The sequence below is a fragment of the Limnobacter sp. genome, from assembly GCF_964228395.1.
In the GTDB taxonomy this organism is placed as follows: Bacteria; Pseudomonadota; Gammaproteobacteria; order Burkholderiales; family Burkholderiaceae_B; genus Limnobacter.
Genome location: NZ_CAXQZX010000098.1, coordinates 92,398 through 111,094, shown reverse-complemented (window position 1 = coordinate 111,094; position 18,697 = coordinate 92,398). Strand labels below are relative to the sequence as shown.

The window sequence follows — 18,697 nt, the reverse complement described above, 5'->3', positions numbered from 1 at the left end:
GGTGTGCACACCCCAATAAGCATCGGCGGGGATCTTCTTTTCGCCAAGAAGATCTTTTTCAACGCGATACTCTGCTGTGGCTTTGACCATGACCGTCCTCTAGGGATTTTGAATGTCGGCCATGCTAATACCAAGGCTGGCCAACACTCCAATTCATAATGAGCATTAAACCATGCAAACCTTGCATATCCAAACAAACCCTATTAGGGGTTATACCAAGAGGATGAGGTCAACTGGCTACATTCGAAGGCTGCCCTGCGCGATCAATCGGGCCAATAATGCCAAACCAGGTCGGCCTGATCGGGGCCAACCAAAGCATCGCGCCCACGTTGCGCCCTGCGATACATGCGAACCTCCATCTCGGTGAAATAAGGCCCTGGCACCTGGCGCAGCACGGACTCATCTCCCACCGCACTCTCTGGCAACCAAGCCACGCCCATGCCCGCCTCGCACATGGATTTCAGGCTTTCAGACATGTCGGTTTCGTACACCGTTTTTTTGAGGAAAGCCGGGCCACCCTCCAGCGCAATATCGGTCATTTTGGACAAATAGGCATGTTTGGAATACGACAAGAGCGGCACCGGCAATGGCGCCAGTGGATCGAGCTGGAAAATTGTCTGGCCGTGCTCACCGGCCAAGGCGAAGGGCGCAAAGCGCTCTAACCCCAGGGTGCGAACCTCAAAGCGGGAGGGATCCAGCTCGATGGGCTCGCGGCTGTGGTGGTAACAAATCAGGAAATCACAGGCGCCATCGGTGAAATGCAGCACGGCATCGTGCACATTGCTGGCGGTGAGCTGAAAACTCAGTTCATTGACCCGCCCCTCCAGCCGGGTCCGCACCTGGCTTAACCAGTTGGGCATTTTGCTGCAAGCCAGGGTGTGAGGCACCACCAGACGAACGGGCTGTTTGCTCTGCATGCTGCCGCCACGCACAATGGTGCGGGCCTGGCGTATTTGCCCCAACATGGTGATGGCTTGTTCGTAAAACACTTCGCCCTGTGGGCTCAAGCGGGTTGGGTAGCTGCCGCGGTCGATCAGTTCGCAGCCCAACCAAGCTTCCAAGGCTTGGATTCGCCTGGAAAATGCTGGCTGGGTGACAAATCTTAAACTGGCTGCCTTGGAAAAATTTTTGGTTTGAGCCAGGGTAATAAAATCTTCAAGCCATTTGGTTTCCATGGTTGGACGCACCGGGTTGAGAATGCTGTTGAATTGTCCACATTCGGGCGTATTCCCCTTGCTTGTCAAGTAGTGACTCATGCGTGCCTGCCTCGACCACCTCACCCTGATTAATCACCAGGATTTGATCGGCATGCACCACCGTGCTGAGTCGGTGGGCAATGATGAGCGTGGTGCGATTTTTGGACAACTCCCGCAGCTCGGCCTGAATGGCCCGTTCAGATCGTGAGTCCAGGGCCGATGTGGCCTCATCGAAAATCAGGATGGCGGGGTTTTTCAAGATGGTTCGGGCGATGGCCACGCGCTGCTTTTCACCGCCAGACAACTTGAGCCCTCGCTCGCCCACCGCCGTGTTGTATCCATCGGGTTGGGCCACGATAAAGTCATGAATATGGGCCGCCTTGGCTGCACGTTCAATGTCGGCCTGGCTGGCGTCGGGCCGCCCGTAGGCAATGTTGTATGCGATGGTGTCATTGAACAACACCGTGTCTTGGGGCACGATGCCGATACTTCTGCGCAGCGAAATTTGCGACACATCCCGAATGTCTTGACCGTCGATCAGGATGCTGCCGCTGCTCACCTCATAGAAGCGGTACAACAAGCGTGACAAGGTGGACTTGCCGGCGCCACTGTGCCCAACCACCGCCACGGTGTGGCCTGCTGGCACGCTGAAGCTCATGTTTTTTAACACGGGGCGGCGTTCATCGTAAGAGAAACCAACCTGACGAAACTCAATGGCGCCGCCCCGTATTTTTAAATCGGGGGCGTTGGGTTTGTCTTGCACCTCCTGGTTTTCGTCGAGCAGACCAAACATGCGTTCAATGTCGGCCAGGCTTTGTTTGATTTCTCGGTAAATCACCCCCAAAAAGTTCAAGGGAATGTACAGCTGGATCATGAACGCATTTACAAGCACCAGATCGCCCAGGGTCATGCTGCCATCCAGCACACCCGCCGTGGCGCGCCACAATACAGCGGTAACAGCCAGGGCAATGATCGCGCTTTGCCCAGTGTTCAGCAGGGTGAGTGATTTTTGCGACCGAATGGCGGCCTCCTGCCAGGCCACCATGCTTTTGTTGTAGCGGGCAGACTCAAAGGCCTCATTGCCAAAGTACTTGACTGTTTCGTAGTTGATCAGCGAATCCACGGCTCGCACATTGGCCTTGGAATCCAGATCGTTCATGGTGCGGCGAAAATGCAAGCGCCACTCGGTGATACGCACGGTGAAATAAATGTACAGCGTGAGTGCCACTGCGGTGATGGCCGAAAACCAGATGTCGTAATTCAAGAACAGGTAGCCCACCACCAAGGTGATTTCAATCAAAGTGGGCAGAATGCTGTACAGGGTGTAACTCACCAAGCTGGAAATGGCGCGAGACCCGCGCTCAATGTCGCGGGTTACCCCACCCGTTTGCCGATTGAGGTGAAAGCGCAAAGACAAGGCGTGCAGGTAATCAAACACTTGAATGGCGATGGCACGCACGGCATTTTGGGTGACCCGGGCAAACAGAAATTCCCTCAGCTCAGTGAACACCGTGGTGGATAACCGCAACAAGCCATAGGCGACCAGCAGGGCCACTGGCATGGACGCAGCCGCAAGCAGTGCGTTCGATGTGAGCAGCGGCGTGAGTTCGTCGATAAGCTCTTTGAGCAAGAGGGGCACACCCACGTTGGCCACCTTGGCCAACACCAGGCATGCCATGGCAAACACCACGCGCCACTTGTAACGCCACAGGTAAGGCAACAGTTGTTGAACCGTGCCCCAGTCACTTCGTTTTCGGGGTCTTGGAGGGGCGGCCTCCACCGCGGCAGTTCGGCGCATGCGATACTTCTTTCACAACACAATGATGGTGGATGCTACCACCAGCCCCCGGCTTATAAAAATGGAGACGATTCAATATGGCCATTCAAAACCAAGTGATTGTAATCACCGGCGCCTCAGAGGGCATTGGCGCCGCCCTTGCCATTGCCTTGGCCCCTGGCAACCAACTGGTGCTGGCTGCCCGGCGAATTGAAAAACTTCAGGATGTGGCGGCTCAGGTCAAAGCCGCTGGCGGGCAGGCCCACTGCGTGGCGTGTGATGTCACAGTGCAGGCCCAATGCGAGACCCTGGTCGACGAAGCGCTGCAAACCTTTGGACGCATTGACAGCGTGGTGAACAATGCGGGCGTGTCCATGCACGCTTGGTTTGAAGACATTACTGACCTGAGTACCTTTGAACAGCTGTTCCGCGTCAATGTCATGAGCATGGTGTGGATTACACACAAAGCGCTGCCGCACCTTAAAAAAACCCGTGGTTTGATTGTGGGTGTGTCCAGCCTGGCCGGCAAAACGGGCGTGCCTGCACGCACCACCTACTGCACCAGCAAATTTGCCATGAGCGGCTTTATGGAAGCCCTGCGCATTGAGCTCATGGGCACGGGAGTGGACGTGTGCGCCATCTTCCCCGGCGTGGTGGATACCGACATTCGCCGCAACGGCTTGAATGCGAAAGGCCAGCGTGCAGGCGTGTCGGGGCTGCGGGAAAAAGGTGCCATGACCGTTGAGCAATGCGTGGCCGAAATGGTAGACGCCATGGACAAGCGCAAGCGCGAGTGGGTGATGACCGGCAAAGGTCGCTTGGGCCTAAAGCTTAAGCCTTTTGTTCCCGGAGTGATCGACAAAATGGCCCGCGATGCTTTGGACGAGGAGCACGGTGGCCCCCAACACTGAGAGAACCCGTGGGCTAGGCAGCAAACAGCGCGACGGCCTGGGTCACCAGGCCAACAGCCAACAACACAACCACCACGCCAAGCACGGTGAGCGCTTTGCGATTGGCTTCCACCTGCTTAACCAATTGAGCATTTTGAGCCGCCAGGTCCTTAATGACCTGCGTGGACTGCACTAGCTCTTCTTGCACATCAGCAAGGGCTTGCTCTGACCGAACGAGCCGCTCGGTCAGCGCTTCCATTTCGCTTTGCTCATCCAACACCACCAATTCGTCGGTGGCCTCTGCATCAGTGACTGGAGTTTTTTTGGACACGGTGTTCCAAAGTTTCACAGCCCCCTCGGCCACTTTGGGCGCGTTTTTAATTACCTCGGTCCAAGGCACCATTTGCAAAACCGTGACCCAGCCTGCTGCCATTGTGCAACTCCTGCAATTTGATCTTGCCCGAAGGTTAACCGAATGCCCCTTGGGGTGCCAGAGCATTGCACTCTAAAATGCGTACTCTAGGCCGCTGACGTACAATTGAGCACATTCCAACAACCTACAAACCACCTGCCATGACCAACACAAGCACCAAGCTGCTGCTGCCCGTTGACCGCGAGCCCACCATCCGCGTGATTCCCATGCCCAAAGACTCCAACGCTGCCGGCGATGTGTTTGGCGGCTGGATCATGGCGCAAGTGGATTTGGCCGGCTCCGTGCCTGCCGCAGCGCATGCCAAAGGCCGCATCGTGACGGTGGCCGTCAATGAATTTATTTTCAAGGAGCCTGTGTTTGTGGGCGACCTGTGCAGCTTCTATGCCGAGGTGGTGAAGGTGGGCCGCACGTCCATGCAAGTGTATGTGGAAGTGTTTGCGCAACGCCGCCTGCAACCTGATGCAGTGGCCAAAGTGACCGAGGCCTACATCACTTATGTGGCCGTGGACGAAAACCGCAACCCCCGGCCCGTCGACCCTTTGAAGTAAAGCTGCCTCGCTTTAAAAGTGGGACAGGTCTTGTTGGTGCATCTCGAAGGCAAATTCAACCTCGTTGACATGCTGCCAACTGCTCTGGCCTTTGGCCTGTTTGCGTGACAACTCAATGCGGTAGTCGTAGCGGTCGGGCCTGTACAAGCCTTTAAGCACCTGCACGGGTCGGCCGTTTTCGTCGTAGGCCACCCGCGAGATGGCCAGCAAGGGTGCCCCCACGGGCACGCCCAGAGCATAGGCCACGGATGCATCGGCCAAGCGGGCTGAAATGGTTTGGCGCGCCTTGGCCACCTTGACCCCGGCCTCTTCAAGCAAGACCAGGATGGGAAATTCGCGCAGGCGGCGTCTGCAAATGCGGCCAGACAAATCCTGAGGAATAAAACTGGTGAGGTGAGCCACCGGCTGACCATTCAGTTGGCGAATTCGAATCAGCTTTTCAACAATCGCATCGCTGGGCAAATGCAGCAAGGTGGCAATGTCGGCCGGGGGAATGATGCGCTTGGAGGTGATGAGTTGAAGATCGGAGGAATCTCCGCTGGCTTGCAGCCGCATGGCCGATGCACTGAGCAATTGGCTGTGCCCCACCGAACCACTTCGCGATTCGGGACGGGGTTTGACAAAGGTGCCCTTGCCTCGCCCACGGGCCACCAAGCCCTCTTTGACCAGATCTTGCAAGGCCCTTCGCATGGTGACGCGCGACACATTGAATTGCTCTGCCAGAACGAGCTCGCCCGGCAGGGGTTTGGCATCGTAATGACCTTCAATGATCTTTTCGCGAAGGATTAAATAGATTTGGTGGTACAGCGGCACAACCTGATTGGGGTCGAGCTTGTTGTCTGCGCTTGCAGCCTCGCCAGGGGCTGCAGGGGGGAATTCGGTGTCCATGTGTGGTCCAGTGCTGCAGGTGCTACTGGCCTTGATAATACAACACAATGCAAGACAAACAACAAAAAACCGGTGACGAGGCACCGGTTTTTTGCTGGGGCAACGCATCCCGCCCTCTTTCAAGGCAACGTGCTTACTCCTCGTGGAAGGCCTCTTCACGCTTTTTGCGCACCGCGGGGCTGAGCACCACGATGAGAGCCAACACGGCGATGGCCAGCATGACCGCACTGATGGGCCGGGTGACCAGCACTGAATAATCGCCGCGCGACAGCAACAGGGCGCGGCGTAGATACTCTTCCATCATAGGCCCAAGAATAAAGCCCAACAACAAAGGCGCAGGCTCGCACTTCAGTTTGGCAAACACATAACCCAACACGCCAAAACCAGCCAACAGGTACAAATCGAAAATTTTGTTGCCGAGGCTAAACACACCAATGCAACAGAACACCATGATGGCTGGGTACAGGAAATGGTAGGGCACCGAGATCATTTTTACCCACATGCCAATCAGAGGCAGGTTAAGAATGACCAGAAACAGGTTGCCAATCCACATGGACACAATCAGCCCCCAGAACAGGGCGGGCTGCTCGGCCATGACCGATGGACCGGGTGTGATGCCTTGAATGATCATGGCGCCAATCATGAGCGCCATCACCGGATTGGATGGAATACCCAGGGTGAGCAGTGGAATAAAAGATGTTTGGGCACCCGCATTGTTGGCGGATTCCGGCCCAGCCACGCCTTCAATGGCACCTTTGCCAAACTCCTCGGGAGTTTTTGAGATTTTTTTCTCGATGGAGTAAGAGGCAAACGAAGCCAGCATAGCTCCACCACCGGGCAAAATGCCCAACAAGGAACCCAAGCCCGTACCACGCACAATGGGCCAGGCCATGCGTTTGAAGTCTTCTTTGTTGGGCCAGAGGCCCTTGACTTTGCTCACCATGGCCGAGCGCATGTGCTCTTCTTCCAGGTTTTTGATGATTTCGCCCAAGCCAAACATGCCCATCGCCAAAATCACAAAGTTGATGCCCTCCGCCATGTACGGGGAATCGAAGGTGTAGCGCTCCAATCCTGAATTGACGTCGGTACCCGCCAGACCCAGCAAAAGACCGAGAACAATCATGCCCAAGGCTTGAAGCAGGGAGCCGCTGGCCAACACCACAGAAGCCACCAAACCCAGCACCATGAGCGAGAAGTATTCAGCAGCGCCAAATTGCAGGGCGATGTCGGCCAATGGCGGAGCAAACAGCACCAACAACACAGTCGCAAACGTGCCTGCCACGAAAGAACCAATGGCTGCTGTGGCCAAAGCCTTGCCTGCCCGCCCTTGGCGTGCCATTTGATAGCCATCCAGGGCAGTGACCACCGAGGACGACTCCCCGGGCAAATTGACCAAAATGGCTGTGGTTGAGCCACCGTACTGTGCGCCGTAATAAATACCTGCGAGCATGATGAGCGAGGACACTGGCGGCAAACCAAAGGTGATAGGCAGCAGCATGGCAATGGTGGCTGTGGGCCCAAGCCCTGGCAACACTCCGATTGCGGTGCCTAAAAAGACGCCGATCAGGCAGAACATCAAATTTTGTAGGGTGAAGGCCGTTTCAAGCCCCAAACCCAAATTACCGAGTAATTCCATGATTACATTCCCAGCCAAGGCCCAAAGATGGGTAGAGGCACACCCAAGCCCTTAACAAACACAAGGCTGCAAAATAAAGCGGCCCCACCGGCGATTAATGCAGCTTGTTTCCAATTAAAAAAGCTACTTGCCACAGCCGAAACCATGAATACGGCAGCCACCGCCACGGCCATGCCAGCACCTTCTGCAAGCAGAGCAAAAACCAATACAGACAATGCGATGTACAAAGATTTGCCAAAGGCAAAGCCAACCACGGGCTCACCTTCAACAAGGAAAGAACGAACCAAAGAAATGGCCCCGATGGCCATGAGCAACACACTCAATACTTTGGGAAAATAACCTGGACCCATGCTGACAGCACTGCCCATTTCATAATCAATGGCGATGTAAAAGGCTGCTGCGCCTGCGATCAAGTACAGCAGCCCCGCCCAAAAGTCCCTTAAATCTTTTGGCATTTTTTTCTCGATGAAAGTTTAGTCGGCGTACTGTCCAGCCTTTTCAATCACCGGCTTCCAGCGGGCAATCTCGGAATCCAGGTGCTTGCGCAGGGCGTCAGATGTTGCACGATCAGCCGACACGGGCTCAGTGCCCAACTCAGCAAAACGGGCCACCACATTGGGGTCTTTCAGTGCCACTTGCAAAGACTTGGTGAGGCGATCGATGATAGGCTTGGGTGTGCCTTTGGGGGCATACAGGCCGTGCCACACAGCCACTTCGAAGCCGGGCAAACCAGACTTGTCGAGTGTGGGCAGGTCAGACAAAGACTTCACCGGTGTTTTGGTGGTGACAGCGTAGGCCTTGATTTTACCGGCCTTGATCTGGCTGGTGGTGTTGGTGGTTTGGTCGCACATGAGGTCCACCTGGCCGCCCAAAAGGTCGTTCATGGCCGGGCCGGTGCCCTTGTAGGGCACCGTGGTAAGGTCGGTCCCCAAAGCTTGCTGGAACAACATGCCGCACAGGTGAGAGGCAGAACCGATGCCTGCGTTGGCGTAGGTCACTTTGTCTTTGTTGGCTTTCACGTAAGAAATCAACTCAGCCATGTTGGCGGCGGGGAAGTTGGAACGGGCCACGATGGTCATGGGCACGTCGGTGACCAGGCCAATGGTTTCGAAGTCGGTGGAAGCGTTGTAGGACAACTTGCGGTACAAAGAGGGCGCTGTGGACTGGCCAATGTGGTGCAGGAAAATGTTGTAACCATCGGCAGGCGAGCGAGCGGCCTTGGCAGCGGCCAGGGTACCACCAGCGCCACCCAGGTTTTCGACGATCACCTGCTGACCCAGGTCTTTGGACATGGATTGGGCAATCAGGCGACCCACCGTGTCGGTGGGGCCGCCTGCTGCAAACGGAATCAGCATGGTGATGGTTTTGCTGGGATAGGCATCGTTGGCCTGCGCTGCACCAACCAGGCCGAGCAGGGCCACGGCGATGATGGACTTGATGGATTTTTTCACTGGGAAACCTCCTTTGATTGAACTGCACTGAATGTGTTTTTTCTGTGCGATGACACAGGTTGCAGCAGTATCAAAAGTGGCCAAGAAAGCGGCAATTGTGGTTATCCATATTGTGGAAAGCCGCTGTTGAAGCGGTTTGGCGGCAATCCGAAGCGGCCCGGGAAACCCAAAGTGCGGGCAAAACAGTTGAACCAGACAAACATCGTTTATTCAATGAACAAACACTGAAGACCAAACGACAAAAGATCGCTATTTTTTAAAAAATTGCTGCGGTTTGATTCTTAATATGAATCAAAAAATGTAAAGATGTTTAACAAAATAACGAGAGAGGTAACTCAGGGGGTGCACAAAAAAGCCGGGCACCGATGGCCCGGCCTGCAGACAAATGTGGAAACTACTTAGTCGACAACATCCAGAGAATTACATTTCGGTCACTTGGGCGTCACTTTTAACACTCGCCCATCGGGGTTGTCGGTGAGCAGGTAAACCGCGCCGTCTGGTCCAACCCGTACATCGCGGATGCGTTCACCGACCTCTTTGAACAACACCTCTTTTTCAATGCCCTTGTTACCGGTCACCGTGACTCGGCTAACCTGCATGGCACGCAAGGCCCCCACCAATACATCGCCTCGCCAGGCAGGGAACAGGTCTCCTTGATACACAGCCATGCCTGACGGGGCAATGGACGGTACCCAGTAAATCGCGGGTTGTTCGGTGCCTTCAAATGTTTTGAAGGGCGAAATTTGCGCGCCGCTGTAATCGATGCCATAGGTGGCCTTGGGCCAGCCGTAGTTTTTACCTGGCTCGATGACATTGATTTCGTCTCCACCGCGCGGGCCATGTTCATGGGCCAACAAGCGCTTGCCGACCGGGTCGTATACCAAGCCTTGAACATTGCGGTGGCCCAGGGAGTAAATTTCAGGCTTTGCGCCAGCTTGTTTGGCAAAGGGATTGTTGGCTGGCACAGTGCCGTCGGCATTGATGCGCACAATTTTGCCCAAGTGGTTGCCCAGGTTTTGGGCCTCTTCCCGATAATCATAGCCATCACCGAGGGTGATGATGAGGGTGTTGTCGGGCAGCCAATCCATGCGGCCACCGTAATGGGCGTTGCCAGACTTTGCCCCCTGGGAGCGGAAGATCTCTTTGACCTGCGTGAGTGTACCCTCGCCCAGAACAGCGCTGGAGACACACAGATGGTTGGCCGCCCGGGTGCCGCAGGCATAACTCAGAAAGATGCGCCTGGATTGGGTAAAGTCGGTGGCTGGCAACACATCGAACAAACCAGCCTGGCCGCCAAAATACACTTGAGGCACGCCTTGCACAGGTTGGGGGTTGAGCTTGCCATCGGCCTGGATAAGGCGCAGGCGGCCCGCCTTTTCGGTGACCAAGGCCCGACCGTCGGGCAAAAATGCCATGCCCCACGGGTTTTGCAAGTTATCTACGAATGTATTGACTTGGTATGCGGTTTTGCCTTGCGCTTGGGCGGGCTGAGCAGGCAACCATGCCGCCAGCGCGAACAGCGCGGCTGCCCCCAGTGCGCTTATAGATGAAGCGCCCTTGCTTGTTGCTGCCTTGGAGGTTGTTCGGGAAAACACATGCCCTGCAAACGCAGCGCCTGCAAGCATCAACAGGGTGCCACCCGCTCCACGGGTGGCGGCGATCAGGGTTGGCATTGGTGCAATCATGTCTACCACTAAAAATGTAACCCACAGGCCCACGGCGCCACCCACAGTGCATAAGGCAGTTCGGAATGCGGCGCCCACAAAACGGGTGATGAGCAGTGCAACGGCCTGTGACGCCACAAAACTGCCCCCGAAAATGACTGCATACACAGGCCCAAAGTTCCAGAGATCATGCAAAGTCACCTGCAAACGCGTATTCATGTCGATGGGCACACCCAAGACCGACAAGGCCTGCAAATTGATTTGGCTCTGCGCCAGGGTGCCCCACAGCACACCAATCAACAGCGCGGCAACAAATTTAAGCAACATGAATTACTCCGGAGAAAAAATACAGCAGAAGGCTGGTAGAGCGAGATTAAGCGGGCTTGCCCTGCCAAAAACTTTGGCCTGATTCACTTTGTTCAATCGGGCTAGTTGGATCAACTGGCTGTTCGAGGTACTGAGTCAACAACTGCTGGGCCAATTCAATGTGTTCGCTGTGGATCACGTAAACACAGACCATACCGGCGGGGGAAAGATCCCCCACCCCGCCTTGCAGGTAATGCCCACCCACGTGGACAGACAACTCGCAAGACCGCAACACGCCGGCCACAATGTGAGCCTCAATTAAATTATCAGCCTGAAAAACCAAGTGCATGGGGCACCTTTTGGCAGAGGGTCAACGCCCTACTATAAACCGCCAACACGGGCTTGCACATCCACTGCAGGCGCTTAGCCGTAAACAGCCACCACCTGGTAGCCCAGCGAAGCCAACTGACCGCCGGGAGTCCACAATTTGGCCGTCTGGTTCACATAGCCATCGGCGGCGCCCACGGTGTCCATGTCAATTTGGAACCACCCGTCTTCCAGGGCTTCTTGGGGCAGGGGCGGCAATTCCAGTGACCAGCTCACCGAGCTGGCCATCACAGGGCCCTTGAAGTAGCTTAAACAAGGCGTAGGCGGCCCATCGCTCAACATCACGATCAACACCTCGGGGCTGAGATTGGTGTCGGCACAGCGAATGTGAATACCGCTTTCCCAACTGCCATTGCCCATGTAAGGCAGGCTGCCCACAGCCCAGCGCATGTCGATGTGCTGCAAAAAGTTGGGGGTGATCTTTGGGATAAATGGCAAACGTTGAATGTCGTCTGCCGCTTTGGGCAGTTGCATGCGGGAAGGAGTTCGGCTGGTCAACTGGGTTTCGCGCGCGCTGCCAAACACACCCACCACCAGCCCAGCCAACACGTCTTGACTAAAAATTTCGCAATGCACTTGGCTTACGCTTTTGCCCTGGCGCAGCAAACGTGTACGAAACACGACTTCGCCCGGTGCGACCGGCCCCACGAAGTTGGTCTGCAAAGCGCGCAAGGGGATGTCCAGCCCCAAGGTGTCGCGCATGGCGACCACGGCCAATGCAGACAAAAAGCCACCAAACATGGTGCGCCCCTGCGCCCAGTCTTCAGTGGCGGTGAAGGTCACGGTGTCGCCATCCAAACGGCGGCCAGAAAGAATTGAGGACAAAGCGGTGGTCATACAAAGCCTTTGCGCGCGGTGCAAACCTGCACACTAAAAGAGAATACTTGCACCGAACTGAATCGGTGCCCCAAGGGTTGCGCCTTACTGGCGCTCGAATTGCTGAAAGTTGGGTGAGCGCTTTTCCGCAAATGCCGCAAAGGCTTCACGTGCTTGCGGCTGAGAAAGCATCGCAACAAACAAACCGCCTTCTTCGACCATTTTGCTGGCCACGACCGCCTTGTTGGCAGACTTCATCAAACGCTTGCTGGTGAGCAAACTGGGCAAAGGCAAGGCCAGTAGTTTTTCCACCTGGGCCTGCACGTGGGCCTCCAGTTTTTCAGGTTCCAACACGTCGCTGACGATGCCGCTGTCATAGGCTTTCAGTGCAGAAAACATATCGCCTAGCAGCAGTAGCTCGGCAGCCTTCTGGTAGCCCGCGAGCTGGGGCAATAGCAAGCTGCTGGCGGCCTCGGGGCACAGACCCAGCTTGGTAAATGGCATGGAGAACTTGGCTGTGTTGGAGGCATACACCAGATCGCAGTGTAAAAGCATGGTGGTGCCAATGCCCACAGCCACGCCCTGCACCTGCGCCACCACCGGTTTGGGGAAATTGCTCAACAAGCGCAAAAACCGAAACACAGGCGCATCAAGGTCTTTTGGGGGGGCATTTAAAAAATCGCCCAAATCATTGCCAGCCGAAAAGCAACCCTCGTGGCCTTTGATGAGCACCACCTTCACGGCGCTGCTGTGTGTGGCATCGCGAAAGGCATCGCCAATGGCCGTGTACATGGCATTGGTGAAAGAATTTTTGCGGTCGGGGCGGTTGATGGTGATGGTCATCAAGCCGTTGCTGATTTGAGTCTGAATATCCATGGCAATTTGGGAGATATTTGATTTCCCACCATATTACACAGACTTACCAACTAAGTGACCCAGTGGTAACAAAGATTGGTTCCCCTCTTCCTGAATTGAACAGTGAACCCCCCCCTAATCTGGTCATTGGTTTGGAGATGTGTTGGTTTAGCCTGCCGTGCAGGTGTGTCTAAGTCGCAGTATCGGTGGAACACTGTAAAGAAGCTATGTCGTTCGGTAGACGATGTGGAAAATGAAATGAAAATTTTTCGGCTGTCTGAATAAAAAAACAGCCTCTTGTCCAGAGGCTGTTTTTACATCTACAAAACCGACAGCAATTACACACGCTCAAAAATACCGGCTGCGCCCATGCCAGTGCCAATGCACATGGTCACCATGCCGTACTTCAGGTTGTGGCGACGCAGCGCATGCACCACCGTGGCAGCGCGGATGGCACCCGTGGCGCCCAGGGGGTGGCCCAAGGCAATGGCGCCGCCCATGGGGTTCACTTTGCTGGGGTCCATGTCCAGGTCTTTCATCACGGCCAGGGACTGTGCAGCAAACGCTTCGTTCAGCTCGAACCAGTCGATGTCGCTCTGCTTCAAACCAGCAGTTTTCAGAGCGGCAGGAATGGCTTCTTTGGGGCCAATGCCCATGATTTCTGGTGGCACGCCGCGCACTGCGAAGCCACGCCATTTGGCCAGCGGCACCAGGTTGAACTGCTTGACAGCGTCTTCGGAGGCCAAAATAAGCGCACCAGCGCCGTCGCTCATTTGTGAGCTGTTACCCGCGGTTACAGAGCCCTTGGCTGCGAACACAGGCTTGAGTTTGGCCAAGCCTTCTGCGGACGAATCTGCACGAGGGCCTTCGTCCAGGCTGACCTCTTTGCTGCCCGTTTTAATTTCGCCAGTGGCCAAATCGGGAGAAGCTTTCACCACCGTGAATGGGGTGATTTCGTCTTTGAACTCGCCTTTTTGTTGGGCTGCAATGGCTTTTTTGTGGCTGTTCAAAGCGAACTCGTCTTGAGCATCACGGCTGATGCCCCACTGCTGGGCCACCTTTTCAGCGGTCATGCCCATGCCGTAGGCGATGCCCAGGTTTTCGTCTTTGGCAAAAATGCTGTTGTTGAAGCTTGGTTTGTTGCCGCTCATGGGCACCATGCTCATGCTCTCTGCGCCTGCAGCAATCATCACTTCGGCTTCGCCGGTGGCAATCGCATTGGCAGCCATGCTCACCGCAGTGATGCCAGATGCACAGAAACGGTTGATGGTGACCCCACCCACGGTGTTGGGCAAACCAGCCAGCAAGACGGCAATGCGGGCCATGTTCATGCCCTGCTCGCCTTCGGGGAAAGCACAACCCACGATGGCGTCATTGATGGCGGCTGGATCGAGCGATGGCACTTGTGCCATGGCGCTGGAAATGGCGTGCACCAGCAGGTCATCTGGACGCACGTCTTTGAACACCCCACGGGGGGCTTTGCCAATGGGTGTGCGGGTGGCGGCTACGATATAAACGTCTTTCATTGCACGGGACATGTGAGTCTCCTCAGTTACGCACAGGCTTGCCGGTTTGCAGCATGCCCATGATTCGTTCTTGTGTTTTGGGGTTGTCCAGCAGCTTCACGAAGTGCTTGCGCTCCAGGTTAAGCAGCCACTCTTCATCCACCAGCGAGCCGGTTTCAATTTCGCCACCACACACCACGTCGGCGATCACGCAGCCCAAGTGGAAGTCGTAAGCGGAAATAAAACCTCCGTCGCGCATGTTGACCAACTGGGCCTTGATGGTGGCAATGCCGCTCTTGCCTGCCACGGGCACGCCCTTGAGCTTGTGGGGTGGACGGTAGCCGGCCTCGAACATGCTGCGAGCCTGGTTGATGGCCACATACAACAATTCGTGGCTATTGAACACAATGGTGTCGGAGTCTTTGATGAAGCCCAACTGACGACATTCCATCGCCGAGGTGCCCACCTTGGCCGTGGCCGCTGTCAGGAAACCGTCTTTGACAAAAGCAAGCACGTCGGAAGAGCCAGCCTTTTGGGCAGCCAGGCCAGCATTTACGGCAATTTCTTTCAAACCGCCGCCACCGGGGATAAGACCCACGCCCACTTCCACCAGGCCCATGTAGCTTTCGAGGTTTGCCACTCGGCTTGCGCAGTGAATGGCGAATTCGCAACCACCTCCCAAAGCCAAGCCCGTCACCGCCGCCACGGTGGGCACTTGGGCGTATTTGAGGGCCATGGTCGCCTTCTGGAACTCGGCCACCATCGGTTCGATGGCTTTGCCGCCACCCTGCATGAATGCGGGCAACATGGCCTGCAGGTCGGCACCTGCAGAGAACGGTTCGTCGGGCGACCAAATCACCAAGCCCTTGTATTGCTTCTCGGCCAATGCAATGGCTTCGTGGGTGGCTTCAATCACGCCGGGGCCAATGGCATGCATTTTTGTTTTAATGGACAGGATGACCACGTCATCGTGACCGGGGGCAGTCCAGATGCGGGCGGCATCGGTTTCTTTCAGGGTGGTGCCACCGTTGTGACCGGTGACTGTGGTTTCGCCCAACACTTTGGCGCGGAAAATTTGGCGCTTGTAAACAGGCAGATCTTTGCGTGCCACAAAGCCGTTGGCTGCAGGGCTAAATGCGCCCTCGGTGCTGTATACGCCACCGTTGGCGGCCACGGGGCCTTCAAATACCCAGGCGGGCAACGGTGCGTTACAGAGGGCTTCACCTGCATCAATGTCAGCCTTTACCCATTCTGCAATTTGCTTCCAACCCGCGGCTTGCCATGTTTCGAATGGGCCTTCGGTCCAGCCATAACCCCAACGCAAGCTAAAGTCCACATCGCGAGCGGTGTCGGCAATGTCTTGCAAGTGGAAGGCGATGTAGTGGAACGCATCACGGAAAATCGCCCAAAGGAATTTCGCCTGGGGGTGATCGCTGTTGCGCAGTTGTGACATGCGCTCTGCCACATTTTTGTTTTTCAGAATTTTGAGCACGCCTTCATCGGCCTTGCCCTCAGACGGCACGTAGCTGCTGGTGTTGGCGTCGAACACCATGATTTGCTTGCCTTCTTTTTTGAAAAAGCCACCTTTGGTTTTTTGACCCAAAGCGCCTTTGTCAACCAGCACCTTCAACACCTCGGGGGTGGCATAGCTGGAAGCAAAGGGGTCGTTGGGCAGGGTGTTTTGCATGGTTGCAATCACATGGCCCATGGTGTCCAGGCCGACCACGTCAGCGGTGCGGAAGGTGGCGGACTTGGCACGGCCCAGTTTGGAGCCTGTGAGCTGATCCACGATGTCAAACGGGATGCCATATTTTTTGGCTTCGGCCATGGTGGCCAGCATGCCAGCCACACCCACGCGGTTGGCCACAAAGTTGGGCGTGTCTTTGGCAGTGATGATGCCCTTGCCCAGCGTGGTGGTCAGGAAGGTTTCCAGATTGTCCAGGATATCCTGACGGGTGGTGCTCAATGGAATGAGCTCGCACAGGTGCATGTATCGGGGGGGGTTGAAAAAGTGCACGCCACAGAAGCGGCTCTTGAGATCGGCATCAAACCCTTCGCTCAACTTGGAGATGCTTAAGCCCGAGGTGTTGGTTGCAAAAATGGCGTTGGCATTGATGTGGGGGGCCACTTTTTTATACAGGTCGTGTTTCCAATCCATGCGCTCGGCAATGGCCTCGATCACGAGGTCGCAATCTTTGAGCAATTCAAGATGCTCTTCGTAGTTGGCGGCCTGTACATACTGGGCCACGTCTTTGACACCAAAGGGCGCAGGCTTCAGCTTGATGAGGTTGGCAACGGCTTTGTCGACGATGCCATTCTTTGGGCCTTCCTTGGCGGGCAGGTCAAACAGCACCACGGGCACTTTGGCATTGGCGCAGTGGGCGGCAATTTGAGCACCCATCACGCCAGCGCCGAGCACAGCGACTTTGCGAACGATGAAATTGGACACGCGTGTCTCCTTCGAGTTAATTGGATTCAACACCCGCAACCTTGGCGGTTGCGGGGTACTACGGGACAGGTTTGCTTAGAACAGGTCTGCTTCCATTTCCATCAGGCTGCTGGAACCTGCGCGAGCCTTGCGGATCAGCATCGCGGTTTCGGGCAGGAGCTTCTGGAAGTAAAAACGGGCAGTGTGCAGCTTGGCGGTGTAGAACTTGTCGCCGCTGTTTTGTTTTTCAAGCGCGATTTTGGCGGACTGGGCAAAGAAGTAGCCATAGAACAAATGCCCAACCACACGCAGGTAGTCCACGGCAGCAGCGCCCACTTCGTCTGGGTTTTGCATGGCCTTGCCGCCGATTTCCATGGTGAGCTTGCTCACTTTTTCGCCCAGGTCAGCCAAAGGCTCGATGAACTCTTTCATGGCCTCGTTGCCAGCTTCTGCTTCGCACAGGGCGCGCACCTTCTTGCCAAACTTCATGAGCTTGGCGCCACCATCGGACAGCACTTTGCGACCCAGCAAGTCCAAGGATTGAATGGTGTTGGTGCCTTCGTAAATCATGTTGATTCGGCTGTCGCGCACATATTGCTCCATGCCCCACTCGGCGATGTAACCGTGGCCACCGTACACCTGCATGCAATGGGAAGTGGCTTCCCAAGCGTTGTCGGTGATGAATGCCTTAACAATCGGAGTGGCCAAGGCAACCAGTTCAGACGCCTCTTTGCGAACGGCCTCGTCGGGATGGCTCAGCTCTTTGTCAAGCTCCAGCGAGGTCCACATGCAAAGTGCACGCGCACCTTCGGCGTAGGCGCGGGCCGTGAGCAACATTTTGCGCACATCGGGATGCACGATGATGGGATCGGCGGGTTTGTCTGTCGCTTTGGGGCCACTCAATGAGCGGCTCTGAATGCGGTCTTTGGCGTACACCACCGCATTTTGATAGGCCACTTCTGTCAGGCCAAGGGACTGCATGCCCACGCCCAGACGGGCTGCGTTCATCATCACAAACATGGCCGCCAGACCTTTGTGCGGCTGGCCGATGATCCACCCTTTTGCACCGTCGAGGTTCATTTGGCAGGTGGCGTTGCCGTGGATGCCCATTTTGTGCTCAATGGCGCCGCAGAAAATCGGGTTGCGCTCACCGAGGGTGCCGTCGGCATTGGGGACGAACTTCGGCACGAGGAAGAGCGATATACCCTTGGTGCCGGCTGGCGCATCAGGCAAGCGGGCCAACACCAGGTGACTGATGTTTTCGGCCATGTCGTGTTCACCAGAGCTGATGAAAATTTTTGCGCCTGTGATCTTGTAGGAGCCATCGGCCTGCGGCTCGGCTTTGCTGCGCAGCATGCCCAGGTCGGTGCCACAGTGGGGCTCGGTCAAACACATGGTGCCAGTCCATTCACCGCTGGTGAGCTTGGGCAGGTAGAGTGCTTTTTGTTCAGGCGTGCCATGCGCATGCAGGCAGTCGTATGCGCCGTGGGTCAGGCCGGGGTACATGGTCCAAGCTTGGTTGGCGCTGTTCATCATGTCGTAGAACGCCTGGTTCTCGGTGACGGGCAGGCCCTGGCCGCCATACTCGGGGTCGCAACTCAGGGCAGGCCAACCGGCCTCCACGAACTGCTTGTACGCCTCTTTAAAACCGGTGGGGGTTTTCAGGCTGTGGTCGGCCTTGTTCAGGGTACAACCTTCAGAGTCGCCCACGGCGTTCAGCGGTTGCAGAATTTCAGAACAGAATTTGCCGCCCTCTTCCAGAATTTGGTTGATGGTGTCGGCATCCATGTCTTCAAATGCTGGAATGCCTTTGAAGGTGGCCTCAGCGTTGAACAGTTCGTGCAGTACAAACTGCATGTCGCGAAGGGGGGGCGTGTATTGGCTCATGGTGTCTCCTGGTACAACTTGGGTCAGTGT

The 18,697-nt window shown here is 55.9% G+C and carries 16 protein-coding genes; 2 read left to right on the top strand and 14 right to left on the bottom strand.

Annotated features, from left to right (window positions below; genetic code table 11):
- Positions 1–263: 263 nt before the first annotated feature.
- Positions 264–1,175, bottom strand: a complete 912-nt coding sequence (locus ACEQU8_RS08390; RefSeq protein WP_370262901.1) for a LysR substrate-binding domain-containing protein — start codon at positions 1,173–1,175, stop codon at positions 264–266.
- Positions 1,156–2,994, bottom strand: coding sequence for an ABC transporter ATP-binding protein/permease (locus tag ACEQU8_RS08385; RefSeq protein ID WP_370262900.1), 1,839 nt, complete (start codon positions 2,992–2,994; stop codon positions 1,156–1,158). The genes ACEQU8_RS08390 and ACEQU8_RS08385 overlap by 20 nt, the downstream gene beginning before the upstream one ends.
- 77 nt (positions 2,995–3,071) lie before the next feature.
- Here ACEQU8_RS08385 and ACEQU8_RS08380 point away from each other — a divergent pair, with 77 nt between their 5' ends.
- Positions 3,072–3,884: an SDR family oxidoreductase gene (locus ACEQU8_RS08380; protein WP_370262898.1), complete on the top strand. Its 813-nt coding sequence runs from the start codon at positions 3,072–3,074 to the stop codon at positions 3,882–3,884.
- A 13-nt stretch (positions 3,885–3,897) separates the two neighbouring features.
- On the opposite strand, the gene ACEQU8_RS08375 is transcribed toward ACEQU8_RS08380, so the two are convergent.
- Complete coding sequence (locus ACEQU8_RS08375; RefSeq protein ID WP_370262897.1) at positions 3,898–4,296, bottom strand: hypothetical protein; 399 nt, start codon at positions 4,294–4,296, stop codon at positions 3,898–3,900.
- Between the two features lie 140 nt (positions 4,297–4,436).
- Here ACEQU8_RS08375 and ACEQU8_RS08370 point away from each other — a divergent pair, with 140 nt between their 5' ends.
- Complete coding sequence (locus ACEQU8_RS08370; RefSeq protein WP_370262896.1) at positions 4,437–4,844, top strand: acyl-CoA thioesterase; 408 nt, start codon at positions 4,437–4,439, stop codon at positions 4,842–4,844.
- A 12-nt stretch (positions 4,845–4,856) separates the two neighbouring features.
- Here the strand turns inward: ACEQU8_RS08370 and ACEQU8_RS08365 are convergent, their stop codons facing one another.
- The 11 genes from ACEQU8_RS08365 to ACEQU8_RS08315 all read right to left on the bottom strand — a co-directional run bounded on the left by ACEQU8_RS08365 (position 4,857) and on the right by ACEQU8_RS08315 (position 18,667).
- Complete coding sequence (locus ACEQU8_RS08365) at positions 4,857–5,732, bottom strand: GntR family transcriptional regulator (protein ID WP_370262894.1); 876 nt, start codon at positions 5,730–5,732, stop codon at positions 4,857–4,859.
- Positions 5,733–5,865: 133 nt separating this feature from the next.
- Positions 5,866–7,368: a tripartite tricarboxylate transporter permease gene (locus ACEQU8_RS08360; protein ID WP_370262893.1), complete on the bottom strand. Its 1,503-nt coding sequence runs from the start codon at positions 7,366–7,368 to the stop codon at positions 5,866–5,868.
- A gap of 2 nt (positions 7,369–7,370) precedes the next feature.
- A complete protein-coding gene (locus tag ACEQU8_RS08355; RefSeq protein WP_370262892.1) occupies positions 7,371–7,823 on the bottom strand; it encodes a tripartite tricarboxylate transporter TctB family protein in 453 nt (150 codons plus the stop codon).
- An 18-nt stretch (positions 7,824–7,841) separates the two neighbouring features.
- Entirely contained in the window at positions 7,842–8,819 is a 978-nt protein-coding gene (locus ACEQU8_RS08350; protein WP_370262890.1) for a tripartite tricarboxylate transporter substrate binding protein BugD, read from the bottom strand.
- Positions 8,820–9,250: 431 nt separating this feature from the next.
- Positions 9,251–10,810 (bottom strand): PQQ-dependent sugar dehydrogenase, encoded by a 1,560-nt coding sequence (locus ACEQU8_RS08345; RefSeq protein WP_370262889.1) that lies wholly within the window; start codon positions 10,808–10,810, stop codon positions 9,251–9,253.
- 46 nt (positions 10,811–10,856) lie between these two features.
- Positions 10,857–11,138: a putative signal transducing protein gene (locus ACEQU8_RS08340; protein WP_370262887.1), complete on the bottom strand. Its 282-nt coding sequence runs from the start codon at positions 11,136–11,138 to the stop codon at positions 10,857–10,859.
- Positions 11,139–11,212: 74 nt separating this feature from the next.
- Positions 11,213–12,013 carry an acyl-CoA thioesterase gene (locus ACEQU8_RS08335; RefSeq protein ID WP_370262886.1) on the bottom strand — a complete coding sequence of 267 codons (801 nt, stop codon included), beginning with the start codon at positions 12,011–12,013 and terminating at the stop codon, positions 11,213–11,215.
- Positions 12,014–12,097: 84 nt separating this feature from the next.
- Positions 12,098–12,868 carry an enoyl-CoA hydratase gene (locus tag ACEQU8_RS08330; protein WP_370262885.1) on the bottom strand — a complete coding sequence of 257 codons (771 nt, stop codon included), beginning with the start codon at positions 12,866–12,868 and terminating at the stop codon, positions 12,098–12,100.
- A gap of 317 nt (positions 12,869–13,185) precedes the next feature.
- The gene (locus ACEQU8_RS08325; RefSeq protein WP_370262883.1) at positions 13,186–14,385 is read right to left on the bottom strand and encodes an acetyl-CoA C-acyltransferase; all 1,200 of its coding nucleotides are present in this window, start codon (positions 14,383–14,385) and stop codon (positions 13,186–13,188) included.
- Positions 14,386–14,395: 10 nt separating this feature from the next.
- On the bottom strand, positions 14,396–16,801 hold the full coding sequence (locus tag ACEQU8_RS08320; protein WP_370262882.1) for a 3-hydroxyacyl-CoA dehydrogenase/enoyl-CoA hydratase family protein: 2,406 nt from the start codon (positions 16,799–16,801) through the stop codon (positions 14,396–14,398).
- 75 nt (positions 16,802–16,876) lie between these two features.
- A complete protein-coding gene (locus ACEQU8_RS08315) occupies positions 16,877–18,667 on the bottom strand; it encodes an acyl-CoA dehydrogenase C-terminal domain-containing protein (protein ID WP_370262881.1) in 1,791 nt (596 codons plus the stop codon).
- Positions 18,668–18,697 lie beyond the last annotated feature (30 nt).

What these genes read in the sequence shown, in the direction of transcription:
- ACEQU8_RS08325 (WP_370262883.1), bottom strand. Translation starts at nt 14,385, where the DNA reads ATGTCCCGTGCAATGAAAGACGTTTATATCGTAGCCGCCACCCGCACA.
- ACEQU8_RS08330 (WP_370262885.1), bottom strand. Translation starts at nt 12,868, where the DNA reads ATGGATATTCAGACTCAAATCAGCAACGGCTTGATGACCATCACCATC.
- ACEQU8_RS08335 (WP_370262886.1), bottom strand. Translation starts at nt 12,013, where the DNA reads ATGACCACCGCTTTGTCCTCAATTCTTTCTGGCCGCCGTTTGGATGGC.
- ACEQU8_RS08385 (WP_370262900.1), bottom strand. Translation starts at nt 2,994, where the DNA reads ATGCGCCGAACTGCCGCGGTGGAGGCCGCCCCTCCAAGACCCCGAAAA.
- ACEQU8_RS08380 (WP_370262898.1), top strand. Translation starts at nt 3,072, where the DNA reads ATGGCCATTCAAAACCAAGTGATTGTAATCACCGGCGCCTCAGAGGGC.
- ACEQU8_RS08375 (WP_370262897.1), bottom strand. Translation starts at nt 4,296, where the DNA reads ATGGCAGCAGGCTGGGTCACGGTTTTGCAAATGGTGCCTTGGACCGAG.
- ACEQU8_RS08360 (WP_370262893.1), bottom strand. Translation starts at nt 7,368, where the DNA reads ATGGAATTACTCGGTAATTTGGGTTTGGGGCTTGAAACGGCCTTCACC.
- ACEQU8_RS08355 (WP_370262892.1), bottom strand. Translation starts at nt 7,823, where the DNA reads ATGCCAAAAGATTTAAGGGACTTTTGGGCGGGGCTGCTGTACTTGATC.
- ACEQU8_RS08345 (WP_370262889.1), bottom strand. Translation starts at nt 10,810, where the DNA reads ATGTTGCTTAAATTTGTTGCCGCGCTGTTGATTGGTGTGCTGTGGGGC.
- ACEQU8_RS08370 (WP_370262896.1), top strand. Translation starts at nt 4,437, where the DNA reads ATGACCAACACAAGCACCAAGCTGCTGCTGCCCGTTGACCGCGAGCCC.
- ACEQU8_RS08390 (WP_370262901.1), bottom strand. Translation starts at nt 1,175, where the DNA reads ATGGAAACCAAATGGCTTGAAGATTTTATTACCCTGGCTCAAACCAAA.
- ACEQU8_RS08340 (WP_370262887.1), bottom strand. Translation starts at nt 11,138, where the DNA reads ATGCACTTGGTTTTTCAGGCTGATAATTTAATTGAGGCTCACATTGTG.
- ACEQU8_RS08315 (WP_370262881.1), bottom strand. Translation starts at nt 18,667, where the DNA reads ATGAGCCAATACACGCCCCCCCTTCGCGACATGCAGTTTGTACTGCAC.
- ACEQU8_RS08365 (WP_370262894.1), bottom strand. Translation starts at nt 5,732, where the DNA reads ATGGACACCGAATTCCCCCCTGCAGCCCCTGGCGAGGCTGCAAGCGCA.